Annotated in this window: 12 protein-coding genes; all 12 read left to right on the top strand. The window is 37.6% G+C overall.

All coding sequences use genetic code 11. The features are described from left to right. Window positions 1-12: 12 nt before the first annotated feature. Window positions 13-1,440, top strand: a complete 1,428-nt coding sequence (locus tag PK35_RS00590; RefSeq protein WP_052825725.1) for an alpha-L-fucosidase — start codon at window positions 13-15, stop codon at window positions 1,438-1,440. Between the two features lie 132 nt (window positions 1,441-1,572). Next, entirely contained in the window at window positions 1,573-2,547 is a 975-nt protein-coding gene (locus PK35_RS00585) for a glycoside hydrolase family protein (RefSeq protein ID WP_202903797.1), read from the top strand. A gap of 92 nt (window positions 2,548-2,639) precedes the next feature. Then, window positions 2,640-6,173 carry a malectin domain-containing carbohydrate-binding protein gene (locus tag PK35_RS00580; protein ID WP_082048481.1) on the top strand — a complete coding sequence of 1,178 codons (3,534 nt, stop codon included), beginning with the start codon at window positions 2,640-2,642 and terminating at the stop codon, window positions 6,171-6,173. A 19-nt stretch (window positions 6,174-6,192) separates the two neighbouring features. Then, entirely contained in the window at window positions 6,193-8,613 is a 2,421-nt protein-coding gene (locus PK35_RS00575; RefSeq protein ID WP_044624729.1) for a glycoside hydrolase family 2 TIM barrel-domain containing protein, read from the top strand. Window positions 8,614-8,621: 8 nt separating this feature from the next. Continuing rightward, entirely contained in the window at window positions 8,622-9,863 is a 1,242-nt protein-coding gene (locus PK35_RS00570) for a ribulose-bisphosphate carboxylase large subunit family protein (RefSeq protein WP_044624728.1), read from the top strand. After that, entirely contained in the window at window positions 9,864-11,249 is a 1,386-nt protein-coding gene (locus PK35_RS00565) for a four-carbon acid sugar kinase family protein (RefSeq protein WP_044624727.1), read from the top strand. Between the two features lie 26 nt (window positions 11,250-11,275). Beyond that, window positions 11,276-11,938: an aspartate/glutamate racemase family protein gene (locus PK35_RS00560; protein WP_044624726.1), complete on the top strand. Its 663-nt coding sequence runs from the start codon at window positions 11,276-11,278 to the stop codon at window positions 11,936-11,938. Between the two features lie 77 nt (window positions 11,939-12,015). Beyond that, complete coding sequence (locus PK35_RS00555) at window positions 12,016-13,257, top strand: bile acid:sodium symporter family protein (RefSeq protein ID WP_044624725.1); 1,242 nt, start codon at window positions 12,016-12,018, stop codon at window positions 13,255-13,257. 122 nt (window positions 13,258-13,379) lie between these two features. After that, on the top strand, window positions 13,380-14,678 hold the full coding sequence (locus PK35_RS00550) for a nucleoside hydrolase-like domain-containing protein (RefSeq protein WP_082048480.1): 1,299 nt from the start codon (window positions 13,380-13,382) through the stop codon (window positions 14,676-14,678). 11 nt (window positions 14,679-14,689) lie between these two features. After that, window positions 14,690-16,117 (top strand): DUF1593 domain-containing protein, encoded by a 1,428-nt coding sequence (locus tag PK35_RS00545; RefSeq protein WP_082048479.1) that lies wholly within the window; start codon window positions 14,690-14,692, stop codon window positions 16,115-16,117. Between the two features lie 7 nt (window positions 16,118-16,124). Further along, entirely contained in the window at window positions 16,125-17,582 is a 1,458-nt protein-coding gene (locus tag PK35_RS00540; protein ID WP_082048508.1) for a DUF1593 domain-containing protein, read from the top strand. Window positions 17,583-17,589: 7 nt separating this feature from the next. Next, entirely contained in the window at window positions 17,590-18,954 is a 1,365-nt protein-coding gene (locus PK35_RS00535) for a glycoside hydrolase family 88/105 protein (protein WP_044624724.1), read from the top strand. Window positions 18,955-18,961: the final 7 nt, after the last annotated feature.

The following is an 18,961-nucleotide window of genomic DNA, read 5'->3' as shown; positions in this document are numbered from 1 at the left end:
TATATTGAGAATATGGGAATAAATAAAATAGTATTTATATGTCTTTTGCTTATAGGAATTCAGTTCCATGCGCAACAAAAATATGAGTCTAATTGGGAGTCGCTTTCAAAACACAAAAGTGTACCAGATTGGATGCGTGACGCCAAATTTGGAATTTATTGTCATTGGGGAATATATGCAGTGCCAGCCTATAATAATGAACATTATATAAAGGCCATGCGTGATACCTCGAGTTACTCTAAATTAGGAACACACAAAAGGCATGTGGCAGTTTATGGACCGCTTAGTGAATTTGACTATCACCATTTTATACCAGACTTTAAAGGCGAAAAATTCGATCCTGATGCATGGGCAGAACTATTCATTAAAGGTGGAGCAAGGTTTGCTGGATTGGTTGGGGAACATCATGATGGATTTGCCATGTGGGATAGTGATTTAACACCTTTTAATGCTAAAGATATGGGGCCTAAACGCGATATTGTTGGGGCTCTTGGAGAATCCATTCGTAAGCAAGGAATAAAGTATTTTGTGTCTCTTCATCATGAGCTTAATTATACAAATTTTAAAATGAACCCTTCATGGGCAGGCTATGATTCCAAGTATCAAAAACTTTATGGAAGTACCATGAACGAAAATGACTGGCAGAAAATGTGGAAGGATAAATGTATTGAGGTTATAGATAAATACCAACCAGATATACTTTACCATGATGCTTGGCTAGAAAGGGTCAATCAGCAGTATTTAAAAGAATATCTCGCATACTATTTTAACGATGCCCAGAAAACTAACAGAGAAGTTATTGTTACTTATAAAGGAGATGATATAAAAGGAGGCGGTATGCTGGATCATGAAAATAGTAATCCAAGTAAAATATCTAAAATCCCTTTTTTATGTGATTACTCTATTGGCACAGGATATTCGTTCTCATGGGGATATACCCATGGCATGCAACTAAGATCTGCTCATGATATTATTAATAAATTAATTGAAATTGTAAGTTGTAATGGACAAATGCTTTTAAATTTATCGCCTATGGCAGATGGAACATTCCCAGAAGCACAGAAATTGATAGTTTACGAAGTAGGACGTTGGTTATGGACCTTTGGTGAGGCCATTTATGAAACCAGACCATATTATGTACCATTTGAAACCATTGAAGAAGATTTAAAGGTGACCTTTACAAAAAATAAAGATGCCGTGTTTGCTATAACTTCAAAATGGCCAGGAGGAGTAACAAAGGCGCCATCATTTTCTTTTAAGCTAAAAGAACTTTCAACAACTAAGCTTGGGCGCAAAGTAAAATCAATAGAACTGTTTGGCTTAAAGAAAATTGAATCTTGTTCTTTTAAGCATACAACAGAAGGTTTAACAATAGTTGTACCAGATAGAGTAAGACTACCTTCGGATATTGCGCAAGTTTTTAAAATAAATCTTAAATAAAAAGCAATGTTTCACAAGAGCAAACAGTTTTTATTATATCGATTCGTTCTAGCTTCTTTATGTTTCTTTCTTCCGTTGTATACTGCGTTTTCACAAAAAGAAATTAAAGAAAAGGGTAAAAAGTTAGTTTTGTTGTCAGATTATATTGGGCCAGTTATAGGGAATAATCATAAAGATGTTTTGGGCACAAATAATCAAGCTGGTTTTGAGACAGGACAAGTGGTAAAGGTCAATGGTATTTATCACATGTTTGTAAACGAAATGTTCTTTCGCCCTCATAGGGATTTAAGGATATCTTATTGGATTAGCGAAGATGCTGTTAATTGGAAACGACATTCAACGATAAAGGAAAGTATTCCAGGGAGGTCGCCATCAAACCCCAGATCTGAAGTTTGGATAACTGGTGTTGAGTTTAATGAAATGGAAGATGCATGGAATATTTTTTATGTAGCTTATCGAGGAGGGGATAGTGAAAATGGAGAATATGCAAGAAGCGATTATCAGGGAAGAATATGGCGCGCAAAATCAGTTTTTAAAGGCATTGATGGTATTTCAGGACCTTATGCCGATATGGGTATCGTATTACAACCTGACGAGAATTCCCAGTCATGGGAAGGCCAACAGGCAGTCGCTACTTTTAACCCTTATAAAGTTGGTGATAAATGGTATGCATTCTATGATGGACATAATTATATTCCTAAAGGACCATGGCCAGTTGGTCTTGCAAAAGCATCAAAATTAGAAGGACCATGGGAAAGATTGCCCGAAGGTATTAACCCATTGCCAATTGCAGAAGAGTTTATTGAAAATCCTCAGGTAACAGAATTAAAGGCAGGTGGATATTTAGCCGTTTTTGACTCTTTTGGCAATCACGAAATATCCTATAGTTTATCTGATGATGGCATTAATTGGAGTCCGGAAATTAGGATTAAAATTCAATCAGACAAGAACCTCTGGGGTAAAGAAGGCGACCACGCCATGCGTACACCATTATGTGCTATTGAAGAAGATGATGGCACTTTTACAGTGGTTTACACATCTATGGTAAATGATGATAAAAAAACTTTTTATGCCATAGGGAAATGTACTTTGGCTTGGGGAAAATAGTAAAAGTAGAATGAGATCATTTTATGTGAAAAGTAAAAATCTAAATATATACATATATATAGTTTAAAATTAAAATAGTGTTTAATTTAATTATGACAAAAACAACTAAAATAATTATTCAAATCTGCATCTGTTTTTTTATAGTTGTTTTATCTGCTTGTCAAGGAAAAAATAGGGTATTTGAACCAAGAAAGGAGTTTTCACTAAATGCGAACTGGCAAACCATCCATTTGGATAGTTTAAGTCAATCAGAATCTACTTTTGTTAAAAATATACCTGCTAATTTAAATTGGGAAACCGTTTCTGTACCACATAACTGGGATCAATATTACGGTTATCGCCGCATGAAACATGGCAACTTACACGGTATAGCTTGGTATAAAAAAATAGTTGAGGTTGATAAAAAGAATGCTGATAAACAACACTTTTTGTTTTTTGAAGGCGTAGGAAGTTATGCCACGGTTTGGGTAAATGGAAAAAAAGTTGGCACGCATAAAGGTGGACGAACAACTTTTACTATTAATATTTCTGAAGCACTAAATTTTGAAGCTGAAAACACCATTTTGGTAAAAGCAGAACATCCAGCGTTTATAGCTGATCTACCTTGGGTTTGTGGCGGTTGCTCAGGCGAATGGGGCTTTTCCGAAGGTTCGCAACCTATGGGCATTTTTAGACCGGTATCTTTAATTGTAACGAATAGTGTTAGAATCGAACCTTTTGGCGTTCATATTTGGAATGAAAATATCAGCAAAAAAAACGCAACAGTAAATATTACTACGGAGCTTAAGAACTACAGTAATTCAGCAAAAACCATCACGATTGAAAATAGTTTACTAGACGCAGAAGGCGCTGAAGTTACTTCAGTTGAAACGAAACTTGAAAACTTTTCAGATCTAAAAACCATCAAGCAAACCCTACCCGAAATTAAAACCCCGAATTTATGGTCGCCTAAAAACCCGTATTTGTATCAACTATCTACAAAAGTTTATGAAAATGGTGAGTTGATCGATGCGCAAACCACACCTTATGGCATGCGTTGGGTAAGTTGGCCAATTAATAGAGAAGGTGAGGATAATCGATTTTACATAAACGGCGAACCGTTTTTTATAAACGGTACCTGCGAGTACGAACACAGTATTGGTAAAAGTCATTCTTTTTCATCCGAGGAAGTTCAAAGCCGAATATCGCAAGTAAAAGCTGCGGGTTATAATGCCTTTCGTGAAGGGCACCAACCACATAATTTGCGATATCAAGAACATTTAGATGCAGAAGGTATTTTGTTTTGGAGTCAGTTTTCGGCACATATTTGGTACGACACGCCTGAGTTTAAAGAAAACTTTAAAACCCTTTTAAAGGAATGGATAAAAGAGCGTCGTAATAATCCGTCGGTGGTGATGTGGGGCTTGCAAAATGAAAGTACCATTCCTAAAGTTTTCGCTGAAGAATGCACGCAAATTATACGCGAACTCGATCCAACATCGGCGCAACAACGCCTTGTTACCACTTGTAATGGTGGCGAAGGCACCGATTGGAACGTGATACAAAACTGGTCAGGAACTTACGGTGGCGATCCTTATAATTACGGTGAAGAAATGACTGAACAGTTGTTAAACGGCGAATATGGGGCATGGCGTTCGGCAGATTTGCACACCGAAGGTGAATTCAACCAAAAAGGCATTTACAGCGAAAACCGTTTTGCACAACTTATGGAAATTAAGGTGCGAGAAGCAGAATCGGTGCGCGATAGTATTGTTGGGCAATACCATTGGTTATTGTATTCACACGAAAATCCAGGGCGTTCGCAAAATGGTGAAGGTTATCGTGATATCGATAAAGTAGGCCCAGTAAATTACAAAGGTATTTTTACTATTTGGGGCGAACCAACCGATGCATTTTATATGTATCGTGCCAATTATGTTTCAAATAAAACGGAACCGATGGTCTATATCGTGTCTCATTCGTGGCCAACACGTTGGAATGATGTTGGGGTTAAAAATGGTATCGATGTATACTCAAATTGCGATGAAGTGGAGTTGTTTAATGATGTTGAAAATATATCGTTAGGAAAACTTAAAAACCCAGGATTAGGGAAACATTTTCAATGGAATAACGTACCGATTAATTTCAATGTGTTGTACGCCGTTGGATATGTTGATGGCAAACCTGTTGCAAAAGATTATATCGTGTTAAACCAGTTGCCAAAAGCGCCACATTTTGAAAAACTAGAAACCGAAACAAATACCATTTTAGAGCCAGAAACCGAATCTAATTACTTGTATCGTGTTAATTGTGGCGGCTCTGATTATGAAGATACAAACGGAAATTTATGGTTAGCTGATGTGCATAAAACATCTGAAGCTACTTGGGGTTCTTTGTCATGGACAGATAGTTTTGAAAACCTTCCAGCTTTTTATGCCAGCAAAAGACAAACTTACGATCCTATAAAAAACACCAAAGACTGGAAGCTATTTCAAGATTTTCGATACGGCGCGAATCAATTAAAATATGAGTTTCCAGCACCAGAAGGTGATTATCAAGTGGAGTTATTTTTTATAGAACCATGGTATGGTACTGACGAAAATATGAACTGTGAATCTTGGCGCCTTTTTGATATTGCCATTAATGGAAAAATAGTTGAAAAAAACGTAGATATTTGGAGCGAAGTTGGTCATGATGCTGCACTTAAGAAAACGTATCAAGTGAAAAGTGAACATGGAAAAATTGTGATTCATTTTCCAAAAGTAGCATCAGGTCAAGCGGTTATTTCGGCAATTGCCATTTCAACTAAAGACAAAGAGATTACGCCGGCAAAACCTTCATCAAAAAATATTATCAATCTTTCCGTAAATAGTTCCGCAGAAATTGCCTCATGGTTAAATATAACCGACAAGCAATTTTTAAATTCAGAAGTTAGCTTTGCGAGTCTGCCTTCCGAAGTTTTTGGAGCAGATTATATCAAGTTTTCAAAGAACATCAATAAACCAATTTCAGGACAATTTACTTCAAAAGAAAATGCAACTGTTTATGTGTTTGAAACCGCTGAAAATCCAAAATCAACTTGGTTAAATGCTTTCGAAAAAACGTCTGATACAGTTCAAAATTCGTTAGGGCAACAATTCAATGTTTACAAAAAACAAGCAAAACAAGGCGAGGTTGTTTCGTTTGCTTTTAAAAAAGGAGAAAACCCTTCAACCATTGCTGTTGTTCCAGAATACAATATGGAAGAACATGATGATAGACCGGTGCTAAAATTAGAAGCCGAAAATGCACAAACCTCTGGAACAGGTGTTACCAAAGCCTTTTTTAAGAAAAGTGATTACGTCGAGTTTACCGAAAACGCGCAAAATAGCATCACGTTTACCGTAAATCCTGGAGTTGCCAATATTTATTTGATGCGTTATCGTTTCATGAATATGAATAATCATCCTGTAAAAGTGCGCTTAAAAATTGAAGATGCCAACGGAATTTTATTGCGAAATGATGATATAGAATTTCCGATTAGAAATGATAAATGGAAGGTTTTAAATACCACTTCTGGCGGATTTATTAATGCCGGAACGTATAAAATAACATTAGAATCTAATAACATGAAAGGGTTACGAATTGAATCTTTCGAATTTCAATAAAATAAAAAGTAGAAAGAACATGAAACAATGGTTGTTGATATTAAGTAGTTTTTTAATCTTGTGTTTTTCCTGTAAACAAGATGAAAAACGGGCAAGAATAGTTGAAGATTTTAACTTCAATTGGCAATTTCAATTAGGTGATTTTCCGAAGGCGGTCGATTCAACTTTTAAAAGTGACGATTGGAGAACTTTAAACTTGCCTCACGATTGGAGTATTGAAGGCGATTTTAGCGAAGAACATCCTGCAAAACCAGAAGGCGGCGCTTTACCGACAGGTGTTGCTTGGTACAGAAAAACGTTTAAACTTTCAGAAACCAACAAAAACAAGATCATTTCTATTGAATTCGATGGCGTCTATCGTAAAAGCGAAGTTTGGATAAATGGCCATTATTTAGGCATTCGCCCAAACGGTTATATTTCGTTTGCCTATGATTTAAGCGACCACTTAAATTTTGGTAATGCAACCAATGTTATTGCTGTAAAAGTTGATAATTCTGAACAGCCCAATTCGCGTTGGTATTCGGGTTCTGGAATTTACCGAAATGTGCGTTTAGTTACCACCGAAAAATTACATGTTGCACACTGGGGCACGTATGTTACCACGCCTGAAATTTCAACAGAAAAAGGAACTGTAAATCTAGAGGTTACGCTTCAGAATGATTCTGAAATCAAAAAGCAATTCAAATTAGTTAGTACAATTTTAAATGCTGAAAATTTAGAAGTGGCTTCGGTTACTTCTGAAGGTGAAATTGCTAAAAACTCATTAGCAGTCAACAATCAAAATTTTGAAGTTTTAAACCCTAATTTGTGGGATACCGAAAATCCATATTTATATAAAATAGTAACCAAAGTTTTTGAAAACGACCACTTGGTTGATGATTATGAAACACCTTTAGGTTTTCGATTTTTCAATTTTGATGCTGAAAAAGGCTTTTCATTAAACGGTAAACCGACTAAAATGCGTGGGGTTTGCTTGCATCACGATAATGGTGCTTTAGGTGCGGTTGCCAATTACGAGGCTATAAAACGCAAACTTCAAATTATGAAAGATATGGGTGTAAATGCCATTCGTGTATCTCATAATCCGTCGTCGTTAGAGCTTTTAGAACTGTGTGACGACATGGGTTTTATTGTGCAAGTTGAAGCTTTTGATGTTTGGAAAAAGAAAAAAGTAAAAGCCGATTATAATTTGTATTGGGACGAATGGCATGAGCAAGATTTAAAAGATTTTGTAAAACGCGATAGAAATTTCCCGTCGGTAATGATGTGGAGCATTGGTAACGAAATTCGCGAACAGTTTGACAGTACAGGCGTTTCCATAACTAAAAAGTTGGTAAACATTGTGAAAAGTTTAGATAAAACTAGACCGGTAACTTGCGCATTGACCGAAAATGTTCCAGAAAAAAACTTTATTTATCAGTCTGAAGCGTTGGATTTATTAGGATTTAATTACAAACACGCCGATTACGACAGTTTTCCTAAAAATTTTAAAGGACAGAAAATTATTGCTTCCGAAAGTGTTTCGGCATTAGAAACCCGAGGACATTACGATTTGCCATCAACTGAAATAAAACGATGGCCACCAGCGCATAACCAACCTTTTGATGGCAACGACGATTTAACGGTTTCGGCTTACGATCAAGTTTCGGCTTATTGGGGTGCTACACACGAGGAAAGTTGGAAAGCGGTAAAAGCCCGAGATTACATAGCGGGAACGTTTATTTGGACGGGTTTCGATTACATTGGCGAACCTATTCCGTATCCGTATCCTGCGCGTAGTTCTTACTTCGGAATTGTTGATTTAGCAGGCTTCCCAAAGGATGTGTATTACATGTACCAAAGTGAATGGAGTAAAAAAGATGTTTTACATATTTTTCCGCATTGGAACTGGGAAGCGGGACAAACCGTGGATGTTTGGGCGTATTACAACAATGCTGATGAAGTTGAATTGTTTTTAAACGGAACATCTTTAGGGAAAAAATCAAAAGAAAATGACGATTTACACGTGATGTGGCAAGTGCCTTTTGAAGCAGGAACACTAAAAGCAGTGTCCAGAAAAAATGGAACGACCGTTTTAGAAAAGGAAATACACACCGCTTTTGAGGCTACTAAATTGGAATTAGAACCACACAAAACAACCATTAAAAACGATTATTATGATTTGGTTTATGTGGCCGTTAATGTGTTAGATGAAGGTAATAATTTAGTGCCAAATGCCGATAATTTAATTGAATTTGAAGTTTCTGGCGGTGGAAAAATTGTTGGTGTTGACAACGGTTATCAAGCCAGTTTAGAGCCTTTCAAAGCCAATTACAGAAAAGCTTATAACGGAAAGTGTTTGGTAATCATTCAATCGAACGGAAAACTTGAAAACATTGAATTAACAGCAATTTCCAACGGGTTGACTTCTAAAAGCATTACCATAAATACGTCAAATTAATTAGAAAGATGGAAAGAGTTTTTGCTGAATATTATATCGAAACACCTTATGATGTAGAACATGCCGCAGCCGTTTTAGCTGGTGAGCAATCTTCAGGAACTTTTGTTTCTGTTCCGGGTGAAACTGAGGAGTTAAAACAACGGTTTGCTGCACGTGTTGAAGATTTACAACTACTTGATATAGCTGATAATCCTTCAATTCCAGGAAATTCCATACCAGGAAAAAAATACCAACGTGCTAAAGTAAAGGTGAGTTGGTCTATTGAAAACTTCGGGTATAATTTACCTGTTTTGGTAAGCACGCTTCAAGGTAATTTGTATGAAATCAGTCAGTTTACAGGTTTAAAGCTGATGGATTTAGAAGTGCCAGATTCGTTTAAAAATCATTTTTCGGGACCAAAATTCGGTATCAAAGGTTCAAAACAATCGTGTGGTGTAGGAGACAGACCCATGATTGGTACCATCATAAAACCAAGTATAGGTATGTCGGTTTCAGAAACCGCAAATTTGGTGAAATCGTTAATTGAAGCAGGTATTGATTTTATAAAAGATGATGAATTAATGGGGTCTGCAGCAAATTCACCATTTGAAGAACGTGTAAAAGGCATTATGGAGATCATTCGGGATAACGAACAAAAAACAGGTAAAAAGGTAATGTATGCCTTCAATATTTCCGATGAAATAGACCAAATGCAAAAACACTACGATACCATTGTTACGGAAGGAGGAAGTTGCGCTATGATTAGCGTAAACAGTGTTGGTTTAGCAGCAACAAAAAAATTGTGCGACAGAGGTGAACTGGTAATTCATGGCCACAGAAACGGTTGGGGCATGATGAATAGGCATCCGTTATTAGGAATTGAATTTCCAGCGTATCAAAAATTACAACGCTTAGCAGGTGTAGATCAGTTGCATGTAAATGGCATTCAAAATAAATTTTGGGAATCGGACGATTCTGTAGTAACCTCAATAAAATCCTGTTTAAAACCAATGTTTGGAAACGATGAAATTTGTCCTGTGGTTTCATCGGGGCAATGGGGCGGACAAGCATTTGAAACCTACAGACGCACACAAACAACAGATTTACTCTACATGGCAGGAGGCGGTATTTTAGCGCATCCGTTAGGTCCAAAAGCAGGCGTAACGGCATTACAGCAAGCTTGGAAAGGCGCCGTAGAAGGTTTAACTTTAGAAGAAACAGCAGCAAAACATGAGGAGTTTGCAGCTTCGGTAAAGAAATTTAAAAAGTAAATGACGGGGCAAAACAACATATTATTAGGTTTTTACGGTGATGACTTTACAGGCTCCACCGATGCTTTGGAGTTTTTAACCTTAGCGGGATTAAAAACCATTTTGTTTTTAAAACAACCAACAAAAGCCGATGTTGAGCAATTTCCAGATATTCAAGCCATTGGAATTGCGGGAAAAAGCCGTTCGATGGCTCCCAAAGCTATGGAAGAAGAGCTTGACCCTGCATTTAAAATATTAAAAAATTTTACACCTAAACACGTGCATTATAAAGTCTGTTCTACATTCGATTCGGCTCCACATGTTGGCAATATAGGTACTGCCATTGCGGTTGGAAGTTCGGTATTTAATCAGCAAACTGTTTTTGTTTCGCCATCGGCACCGCATTTAGGTCGCTATTGTGCTTTCGGAAATCTTTTTGCGAAAATGGGAACAGCAGGCGATGGCGATATATACAGAATCGATCAACACCCGTCTATGAGTAAACATCCCGTAACACCAGCTTTGGATGGTGATTTAAGAACTCATTTGGCAAAACAAACCAAAAAATCTATAAACTTAATTGATGTTACAAAAATGGAATCTGGTGTAGAAAAAGTGCTAAGCGAAGTTGAAAATAATTCAGCCGAAATTCTATTTTTTGATGGCTTAAATACATCGCATTTGCAAACCATAGGAAGCGTTTTTAATACCTATGCCGAAAAACAAACCTTATTTTCGGTAGGTTCGTCAGGCATTGCTATGGCATTAGGTTTAGATTGGGCTTCAAAAGGTATCGTTTCAGCTAAAGAAATGAGTGCTCATTATGGCGAAAACGGACCTATTTTGGTATTGTCTGGAAGTTGCTCGCCAGTAACTCAAAAACAAATTGAATATGCTGTAAAAAACGGTTTTGAGGAGATAGCATTACCAAGCGAAGCAGTGAATTCTTCTAAACAAAAAGAAATTATTGCTTCTGTGGTTTCAGAAATAGTAAGCTATTTGAAACAAGGTAAAAGTGTTGTTTTGCATACTAGCAAAGGCTCGAACGATCCTCGTATTTTAGAATCGGAACAAATTTTCAAATCACAAGGCATTGCTCAAGAAGCCATTCAAAATGCCTGTAGTTCTACTTACGGCTTTGTGTTGGGAGAAATTGCTAAACAGGTTCTAAAACAAGTCGATTTAAAACGTATTCTATTTGCAGGTGGCGATACATCGAGTTACGCTGCTTCAGAATTACATATTTCAGCACTAGAAATGATTGCACCTTTGGCTCCAGGAGCGCCATTATGTAAGGCCATTTCTGATGATGCTTTGGTGAATAATTTAGAACTTAATTTTAAAGGCGGACAAGTAGGAACGCCAGATTATTTTTTAAAAGTTCTAAAAGGAGAAAAAATTAATTAAAAACTAAAAAGAAATACACTCATAAAATGAAAGCGAAAAAATTAGGATTTGTACATACCTCGGCAACATTGGTGCCTTTGTTTCAGCAACTCACAAACGATTATTTAAAAAACGTAGACACCTTCAACATTGTAGACGATAGTTTAATTAAAGATGTTATTAAAAAAGGTGAATTAAAAGCAAACACCGCAGCTCGTGTGGTTAAACACATTCAAGCCGCAGAACACGCTGGTGCCGATGTTATTTTGGTGACCTGCTCGTCTATTGGTGTGGCTATAGAAACTGGCGCAACTTTAAGCACAGTGCCTGTAATTCGCGTAGATCAAGCTATGGCAGATGAAGCGGTTAAAACAAGTAATAAAATAGGTGTGATTGCAACATTGCCAACTACTTTAGAACCTACAACCGATTTAGTAAAACGTCGCGCAGAAGTAGCAGGAAAGCAGGTTGAAATTACTTCAAAATTATGCGATGGCGCATTTGAAGCGTTAATGAGCGGTGATGGCGCAAAACACGATGCCATGGTAGCATCTGCTTTAAAAGGACTAATGAAAGAAGTTGATGTGATTGTATTAGCTCAGGCATCAATGTCTCGTGTTGTAGATGGTTTAACTGCCGAAGAAAAAGTAGTACCCATTCTTGCAAGTCCTGCTATTGCCATGAAAAAATTGGCTGAAGATTATTTTTAGAATAATTCGAAACATAAAATCCGTCAGAGATATAAAACTGACGGATTTCAATCCAACTAAACAAAAACCACCACACCATGCGTAAATATTTTCTTTACATAGCTTTTCTATTTCTTTTAGTTTCTGCCATTTCATTCGGTATTGAAACCTATTGGTTTAGTAAATTATGTGTGGTTTGTGGGTTAATTTCCTTTGCAATAGGTATAGGTTCGGTAAAAGCATTAGCTAATTATCAATACACGTTTTGGATTGTTACGGCGGTAGTTTCAGGATTAATCTATCCTAAAGAAATTTTAAATGTAGGTGGTATCGATTTGCGAAATAAATGGCTCATTTTAATCATCGTACAATTGGTTATGTTTGGTATGGGCACCCAAATGAGTATTAAGGATTTTATAGGCATAAAAAAATCAGGTAGAGGTGTTTTAGTTGGATTATTATGCCAGTTTACTATTATGCCTGTAATCGGATTTTTAATAGCAAAAGCGTTTCAATTTGAACCCGAAATTGCAGCAGGAATTGTGCTTATTGGCTCGTGTAGTAGTGGTTTAGCTTCCAATGTTATGACTTATATTGCTAAAGGCGATTTGGTGCTATCGGTTACGGTTACAGCGATTTCAACTTTAACAGCACCCATTATGACAACATTTTTAATGAAGGTATTTGCAGGAACCTTTATTGAAATTGATTTCCTCACCATGATGATGAATATTGTAAAAATAGTTTTGGTGCCACTTATTGCCGCCATGATTCATGATGCTTTGAAAATCTATAATTCTAAAACACGTGCATTTATCTTTAAAATTTCTATGATTTGCGGACTTTGGTTGTTACTGGTTCTGTTTTTATCGGAAACCATTTTTGGTAAAACGATGCCTAACGTAATCATTATTATAAACTTTTTATGTGCTGCTTTTGTTGTTGGGGTTTTATATCATATGGTTTATAAATCCTTTTGTAAAATTGATAGTTACATGCCGTTATTTTCCATGTTTGGTATTGTGTATTTCACGTTAGTCACTACCGCAGCAGGAAGCGAAAACCTACTCGAAATTGGCTTGTTATTATTTTTAGCGGCTATTCTTCACAATTCGGCAGGTTATGTTTTTGGGTATGCCATCAGTAGGATAGGAGGTTTGAGTAAAAAACAAAGTCAGACTATTGCTTTTGAAGTCGGTTTACAAAACGGAGGAATGGCATCTGGATTAGCAGGAGCGATGGGAAAACTGGCTACTTTAGGATTGGCAGCGGCTGTTTTTAGTCCGTGGATGAATATTTCAGGTTCTGTACTTGCCAATTTTTGGAGAAAACGAAACTAATACTTAACCAAAGTACTTTTTCAAATTTTCGTTTTATTTCATTTATTTTTGATTAATTATGTTTATTTTTGGTTAATTATGTTTTGTAAGGCATACTAATTTGTTTTAAATCAATTGAATAAATGTTTCTTTCGCCAACTAAAATCACCACATTTATTTGTGCTTTGTATTCTGTTTTTTGTTTTTTGGGGTGTGCTCAAAGCAGTTCAGAGATAACTAAACCAAGAATCTTAATCAGTACCGATATTGGGGGTACTGACCCTGACGACAATCAGTCAATGATTCATCTATTGATGTACGCCAATGAATTTCAAATTGAGGGATTGGTGTCCACTTCTTTCCAAACGGGCACTACTGATAATATTTTTGAAATGATTGATCTTTATGAAAAAGATCTTCCGAAGTTAAGAGCTCATGCTCCAGATTTGCCCAATCCAGATGCTTTAAGGGCTTTAACCAAGCAGGGCACTACCAAAGAAGCACCGTATAAAGGATATCGTGAATCTTCCGAAGGATCGGATTGGATCATTAAATGCGCGAAAAAGCAAAGCGACCAACCACTGTGGGTGCTGGTTTGGGGCGGTATTGAAGATGTGGCCCAAGCGCTGCATGACGCTCCAGAAATTGAAGATAAAATAAGGGTGTATTGGATTGGCGGTCCCAATAAAAAATGGGGTGCCAATGCTTATGCGTATATCGCCGAAAAACATCCTAACCTTTGGATGATTGAAAACAATGCGACTTATCGGGGCTGGTTTATGGATTCGGAATCACCAAAAGATTTAAAAGCCAAGGTCTTTTTTGAAAACTATATTAAAAATGTGGGGCACATGGGCACCGATTTTATAAACTACTACGAAGGGCGAATTAAAATGGGTGATACCCCATCATTGGCCTATGTTATGAATGGAAACCCTGATGACCCTACCACCGAAAGTTGGGGTGGTGAATTTGTAAAAATCAACCACAGTTCGCGTACCATATTTCAGGGCAATAGTTCAATAGCCGATACAGTAGTGGCCTATGGCATTCAAGAATGGCATTTTAAAGGGCCGGAATTGGATATTCCGCAAGATTCGGTGTGTTTCACCATGGAAATTTCCAAGCAAGTTTGGCCAGGTTATTATTTGGGTAAAGGTGTTTACGCTACTAGATATTCTTCTAAAAAACCAGAAGCGGCCAGTTACAAAACGTCAAGTGCTATTCCTGAATTGGATGGTCATACTGGGCAGTATGTCAGCATCAAACCTTGGCCAGGTAAAAAAGACAAAGATGACTATGTTTTGGGAGAAAATTGGTACGGCGACTTACCCGATGAAGCTTTATTCTTAAAAGACCAACAAGGAGCAAAAACTATTTCAAGACACCGCGAAGCCTTTTTAATGGATTGGGCCAAAAGATGGGCGTGGCTCAACAACTAAACAACAATTAAATGAGACTATTTAAACTAACATTGTTACTGGTATTTACAGTAATAATTAATTTTTCCTATGCACAGGAAAAAAGCAGGGTTTTTGTACTTACCGATATTGAAAATGAACCGGATGATGCCATGTCTTTGGTAAGATTTTTAGTGTATGCCAATCAGTTCGATATTGAAGGTTTAGCGGCAACAACTTCTATTCACCAAAAAAATAAAGTGGCCACATGGCGAGTAAAAGAGATTGTAGAGGCTTACGGAAAAGTGAGAAACAATCTTGAAAAACATGAATCTGGATTTCCAACGGGCCAATTTGTAGAGTCTGTTATTTGTGAAGGCCTTCCCGAATACGGGATGAAAGCTGTTGGCAAGGGGAAAAATTCGCAAGCTTCCGAGCAACTTATTCAAGCTGTTGATAAAAATGATGAGCGCCCATTATGGGTAACCGTGTGGGGTGGCCCTAATGTATTGGCACAAGCGTTGTGGGAAGTGCGCGAAACACGTTCTACAAAAGACTTGGAAAAATTCGTTAGTAAACTGAGAGTTTACACTATTTCAGACCAAGATGATAGTGGCCCTTGGATAAGAAAGGAATTCCCTAATTTATTTTATATCGCAAGCCCCGGTTTTAATGCAGGAGGTGGGTATCATCATGCTACTTGGAGCGGTATTAGTGGCGATTATTTTCATGCACGCTGCGATGGTGCCGATTTTACTCTAGTTTCAAACGAATGGTTGGAAAGAAATATTAGAAAAAAAGGGCCTTTGGGAGAGGAATATCCACATTGGGATTTTTTAATGGAAGGTGATACGCCTTCGTTTTTATCGTTAATCAATAATGGATTGAGTAATCCTGAACATCCGGAATGGGGCGGCTGGGGTGGTCGATACGAGTTTTATACGCCACGAACGCAAAAATGGTTTTTGTACCCTGAGAGCAGACCATTTTATTCTGATGCTAAAGATGAAGTTATGGGCGTGGATGGGCGTTGGCATTCGGGCAACCATGAAACCATTTGGCGCTGGCGCGAAGCGTATCAAAACGATTTTGCAGCCCGAATGGATTGGACCATAAAAGATTATGAAAAAGTTAATCATCCACCAATTCCTAAGTTGGCCAACGAAAAAAGGATAAGAGCAAAAAAAGGAGATAAAATCCTGTTGAATGCCAAAGCATCTTCCGATCCAGATGGCGATGCCTTATCTTACCATTGGTTTTGTTATGAAGAAGCCGGAACGTTTTCGGTTTCCGATTCCCGTAGCGGTCAACCGTTACATATTCAAAATTTCGACCAACCCGAGGCATGGTTTACAGTGCCGAATAAACGTATAGGAGCTTTAGGTTCTACCGGAACTTTGCATGTTATTTTAGCTGTAACCGACCACGGTTCACCGCGTTTAACGCGTTACGAACGTGTTATTATTGATGTGATTGAATAGTAAAACGATGATAATAAAAAAGAAGTTATCCATAATTATGTTTGTGCTTTTTTGTCTGTCTCAAACAATTTTTTATGAACAAAACTTAAAACCGAGAGTAATTGTAACTTCCGACGGTGAGATTGATGACGAGTGTTCCATGGTGCGATTTTTATTGTACACTAACGAATGGGATGTTGAGGGTATCATTACTTCGAGTTCTCAATACCATTGGCGGGGCCATAAGTGGGCTGGTGATGATTGGGTAGAACAATATTTAGATACCTACGGCCAAGTTTATTCCAATTTGGTTAAGCACGATAAAGCTTATCCGTCACCAGAATATTTAAAATCGATTGCTTTCTTGGGTAATGTAGATGCAGAGGGGGAAATGGAAATTGTCACTCCGGGTTCAGAGCATATAGTTAAGGTGCTTTTGGACGAATCCGATAATCGTCCTGTTTGGATTCAGGCATGGGGAGGCACTAACACTATTGCAAGGGCGCTTAAAACTATTGAAGAAAATCATCCTGAAAAAATGGAATATGTAGCCAGTAAACTTCGTTTTTTCTTTATCTGGGAACAGGATAATACTTATCAAACCTATATCCGTCGTGTTTGGGGGAAATTCAATATTCAAACCATAATTTGTGATCAATTTTGGGCTATAGCCTACCAATGGGATAAAGTTATGCCTGAAGATAAATTAGGTTATTTCAGCAATGGCTGGATGAAATCTAATATATTGGAAGGTCATGGAGCATTATGTTCGCTATATGAAGCTTACAAGGGCGGGAGTGATAATGAAGGCTGGAGAGCCGGAAGTCCTAAGCAAAAAGGAGCTTTTCGTTCAGAGGGCGATTCGCCAGCTTTTATTTATACCATTCCCACGGGGTTGCGCTCTTTAGAATCACCAGATTTTGGTGGTTGGGGCGGTCGTTATATAAAAGTTAGGGAAAATACTTGGTTGGATCCGGTGCCTGAGGCAAATTATACTTATCCAGAGGGCCGATGGTATACACAATCGGCTTGGGGTAGAAATTATATGCGGAATATCTACCCTGAAAATCAAGATTTAATGAATGCCTATTTTAATCCCCTAACACGTTGGGCTGACGCGCTTCAAAACGATTTTGCAGCACGAGCCGATTGGTGTGTAAAGTCTTTTGAAGAAGCTAATCATGCACCTGTGGTACTTGTCAATGCTTTGGATATTGAAGCCAAAGCTGGTGATAAAATAAAGTTGTCGGCCAAGGGGACATTTGATCCCGATGGTGATAAATTAATTTACAAGTGGTGGCAATATGATGAGGTTGATAGCTACAATGGAAAAATAGAAATTCTAAAACCTAATAAAATCAGTGTTGGGTTTATGGTGCCAAAAGATGTCAAAGAGGGAGATACTATACATCTTGTTTGCGAGGTAACGGATACAGGAAAACCAGCATTAACCCGATACAGAAGGATAATTATAAAAATTAAATAAGTTGAATATGAAGAATAGTGTTCTATTAATAGCTTTACTTGTATTGTGTAATGCTAGAATTATTGCCCAGCAAAACATTAATAGTAGAATACCCGAATATAATATCCCATACGAACTGCCTTCCGTAGAAAACATAAAGGACATTTTGAACCGGATTAGGGTGTATTATGAAGAGTCGAGCAATCAAAGTATTGTTGACTCCAAAACGGGAGAGCCAATAACCGATTTTAAATCGTTCAATATAAACGCTGTACCCTCTAAAGGTTTTTCAAGTGAGTGGTCTTATACGCATGGCGTAGTGCTTTCGGCTTTTGAATATATTGATGATGTACTTGGTGACGATGCGTTCTTCAGCAACAATGTCAAATTTTATGATTATGTGGTGGAGAGCTTGCCCTACTTTCAAAAGAATAAAGCTAAGATTCATAAAGAAAAAATAGGGGGCTGGGGTCGTATTTTGAATTTCCATGCTTTGGACGATTGTGGCTCCATTTCAGCAGCCATGATAAAAACCTATTTAAAAAATAAAAACAGTGACTATTTACTTCTAATTAATCAAACAGATGCGCATATTTCCAAAAATCAATACCGTTTAAATGATGGCACATTGGCCAGAAATAGGCCGCAGTATCAATCGGTTTGGGCAGATGATATGTATATGAGCGTTCCGTTTTTAATAAACATGGGCGTGCTTACACAAGACCATAAATATTTTGATGATGCCGTAAAACAAGTGCTGCAAATGGCAAGTTATTTATATGTTGAAAAAGAAGAACTGTTCGACCATGGTTGGAATGTGACTTCAGGCGATTACGACCCTCGTTTTTTCTGGGGGCGAGCCAATGGATGGGTGTTGATGTCGATGGCTGAGGTGCTCAGTATTTTGCCCGAGAATTATAAAGGAAGAGCAGAAATTTTACATTTATACCGATCCATGGTACGAAGTTTGGCAAACCTTCAGGATGGTTCTGGATTTTGGTATAATTTGTTGGATAAGAACAATAGTTATACCGAAACGTCTTGTACCGCCATGTTCACTTTTGCCATTGCGAAGGGCATCAACGAAGGTTGGATAAGCCATGTTTACGGGCCTGTGGCACTTACTGGATGGAATGCTACCCAAACTAGAGTGCAGGAAAACGGAGCTGTTGATGGTACTTGCGAAGGTACCACCTTTGCACATGATAACACTTATTATTATCACCGTGGAAAAAGTATTTACGCAACCCATGGTTACGGACCGGTGCTGTATGCCGGTGCCGAAATCATCCGATTACTTCAGAACGACAAAATAGAAATCAAGCCTACTAAAAGAAACGCACGTAATAGCACGTTCCATTTCCTTTTAAAAAGTGAATGGCCTAAAAATTAGTATAACT

Origin of the sequence: Neotamlana nanhaiensis (assembly GCF_000943555.1) — a bacterium.
GTDB lineage: Bacteria > Bacteroidota > Bacteroidia > Flavobacteriales > Flavobacteriaceae > Neotamlana > Neotamlana nanhaiensis.
Note: the sequence above shows the minus strand (reverse complement) of the source record. Positions and strands in the feature narration are given on the sequence as shown.

Coding starts and splice junctions, on each gene's coding strand:
- PK35_RS00590 (WP_052825725.1), top strand. CDS start 13: ATGGGAATAAATAAAATAGTATTTATATGTCTTTTGCTTATAGGAATT.
- PK35_RS00580 (WP_082048481.1), top strand. CDS start 2,640: ATGACAAAAACAACTAAAATAATTATTCAAATCTGCATCTGTTTTTTT.
- PK35_RS00575 (WP_044624729.1), top strand. CDS start 6,193: ATGAAACAATGGTTGTTGATATTAAGTAGTTTTTTAATCTTGTGTTTT.
- PK35_RS00570 (WP_044624728.1), top strand. CDS start 8,622: ATGGAAAGAGTTTTTGCTGAATATTATATCGAAACACCTTATGATGTA.
- PK35_RS00565 (WP_044624727.1), top strand. CDS start 9,864: ATGACGGGGCAAAACAACATATTATTAGGTTTTTACGGTGATGACTTT.
- PK35_RS00560 (WP_044624726.1), top strand. CDS start 11,276: ATGAAAGCGAAAAAATTAGGATTTGTACATACCTCGGCAACATTGGTG.
- PK35_RS00555 (WP_044624725.1), top strand. CDS start 12,016: ATGCGTAAATATTTTCTTTACATAGCTTTTCTATTTCTTTTAGTTTCT.
- PK35_RS00550 (WP_082048480.1), top strand. CDS start 13,380: ATGTTTCTTTCGCCAACTAAAATCACCACATTTATTTGTGCTTTGTAT.
- PK35_RS00545 (WP_082048479.1), top strand. CDS start 14,690: ATGAGACTATTTAAACTAACATTGTTACTGGTATTTACAGTAATAATT.
- PK35_RS00540 (WP_082048508.1), top strand. CDS start 16,125: ATGATAATAAAAAAGAAGTTATCCATAATTATGTTTGTGCTTTTTTGT.
- PK35_RS00535 (WP_044624724.1), top strand. CDS start 17,590: ATGAAGAATAGTGTTCTATTAATAGCTTTACTTGTATTGTGTAATGCT.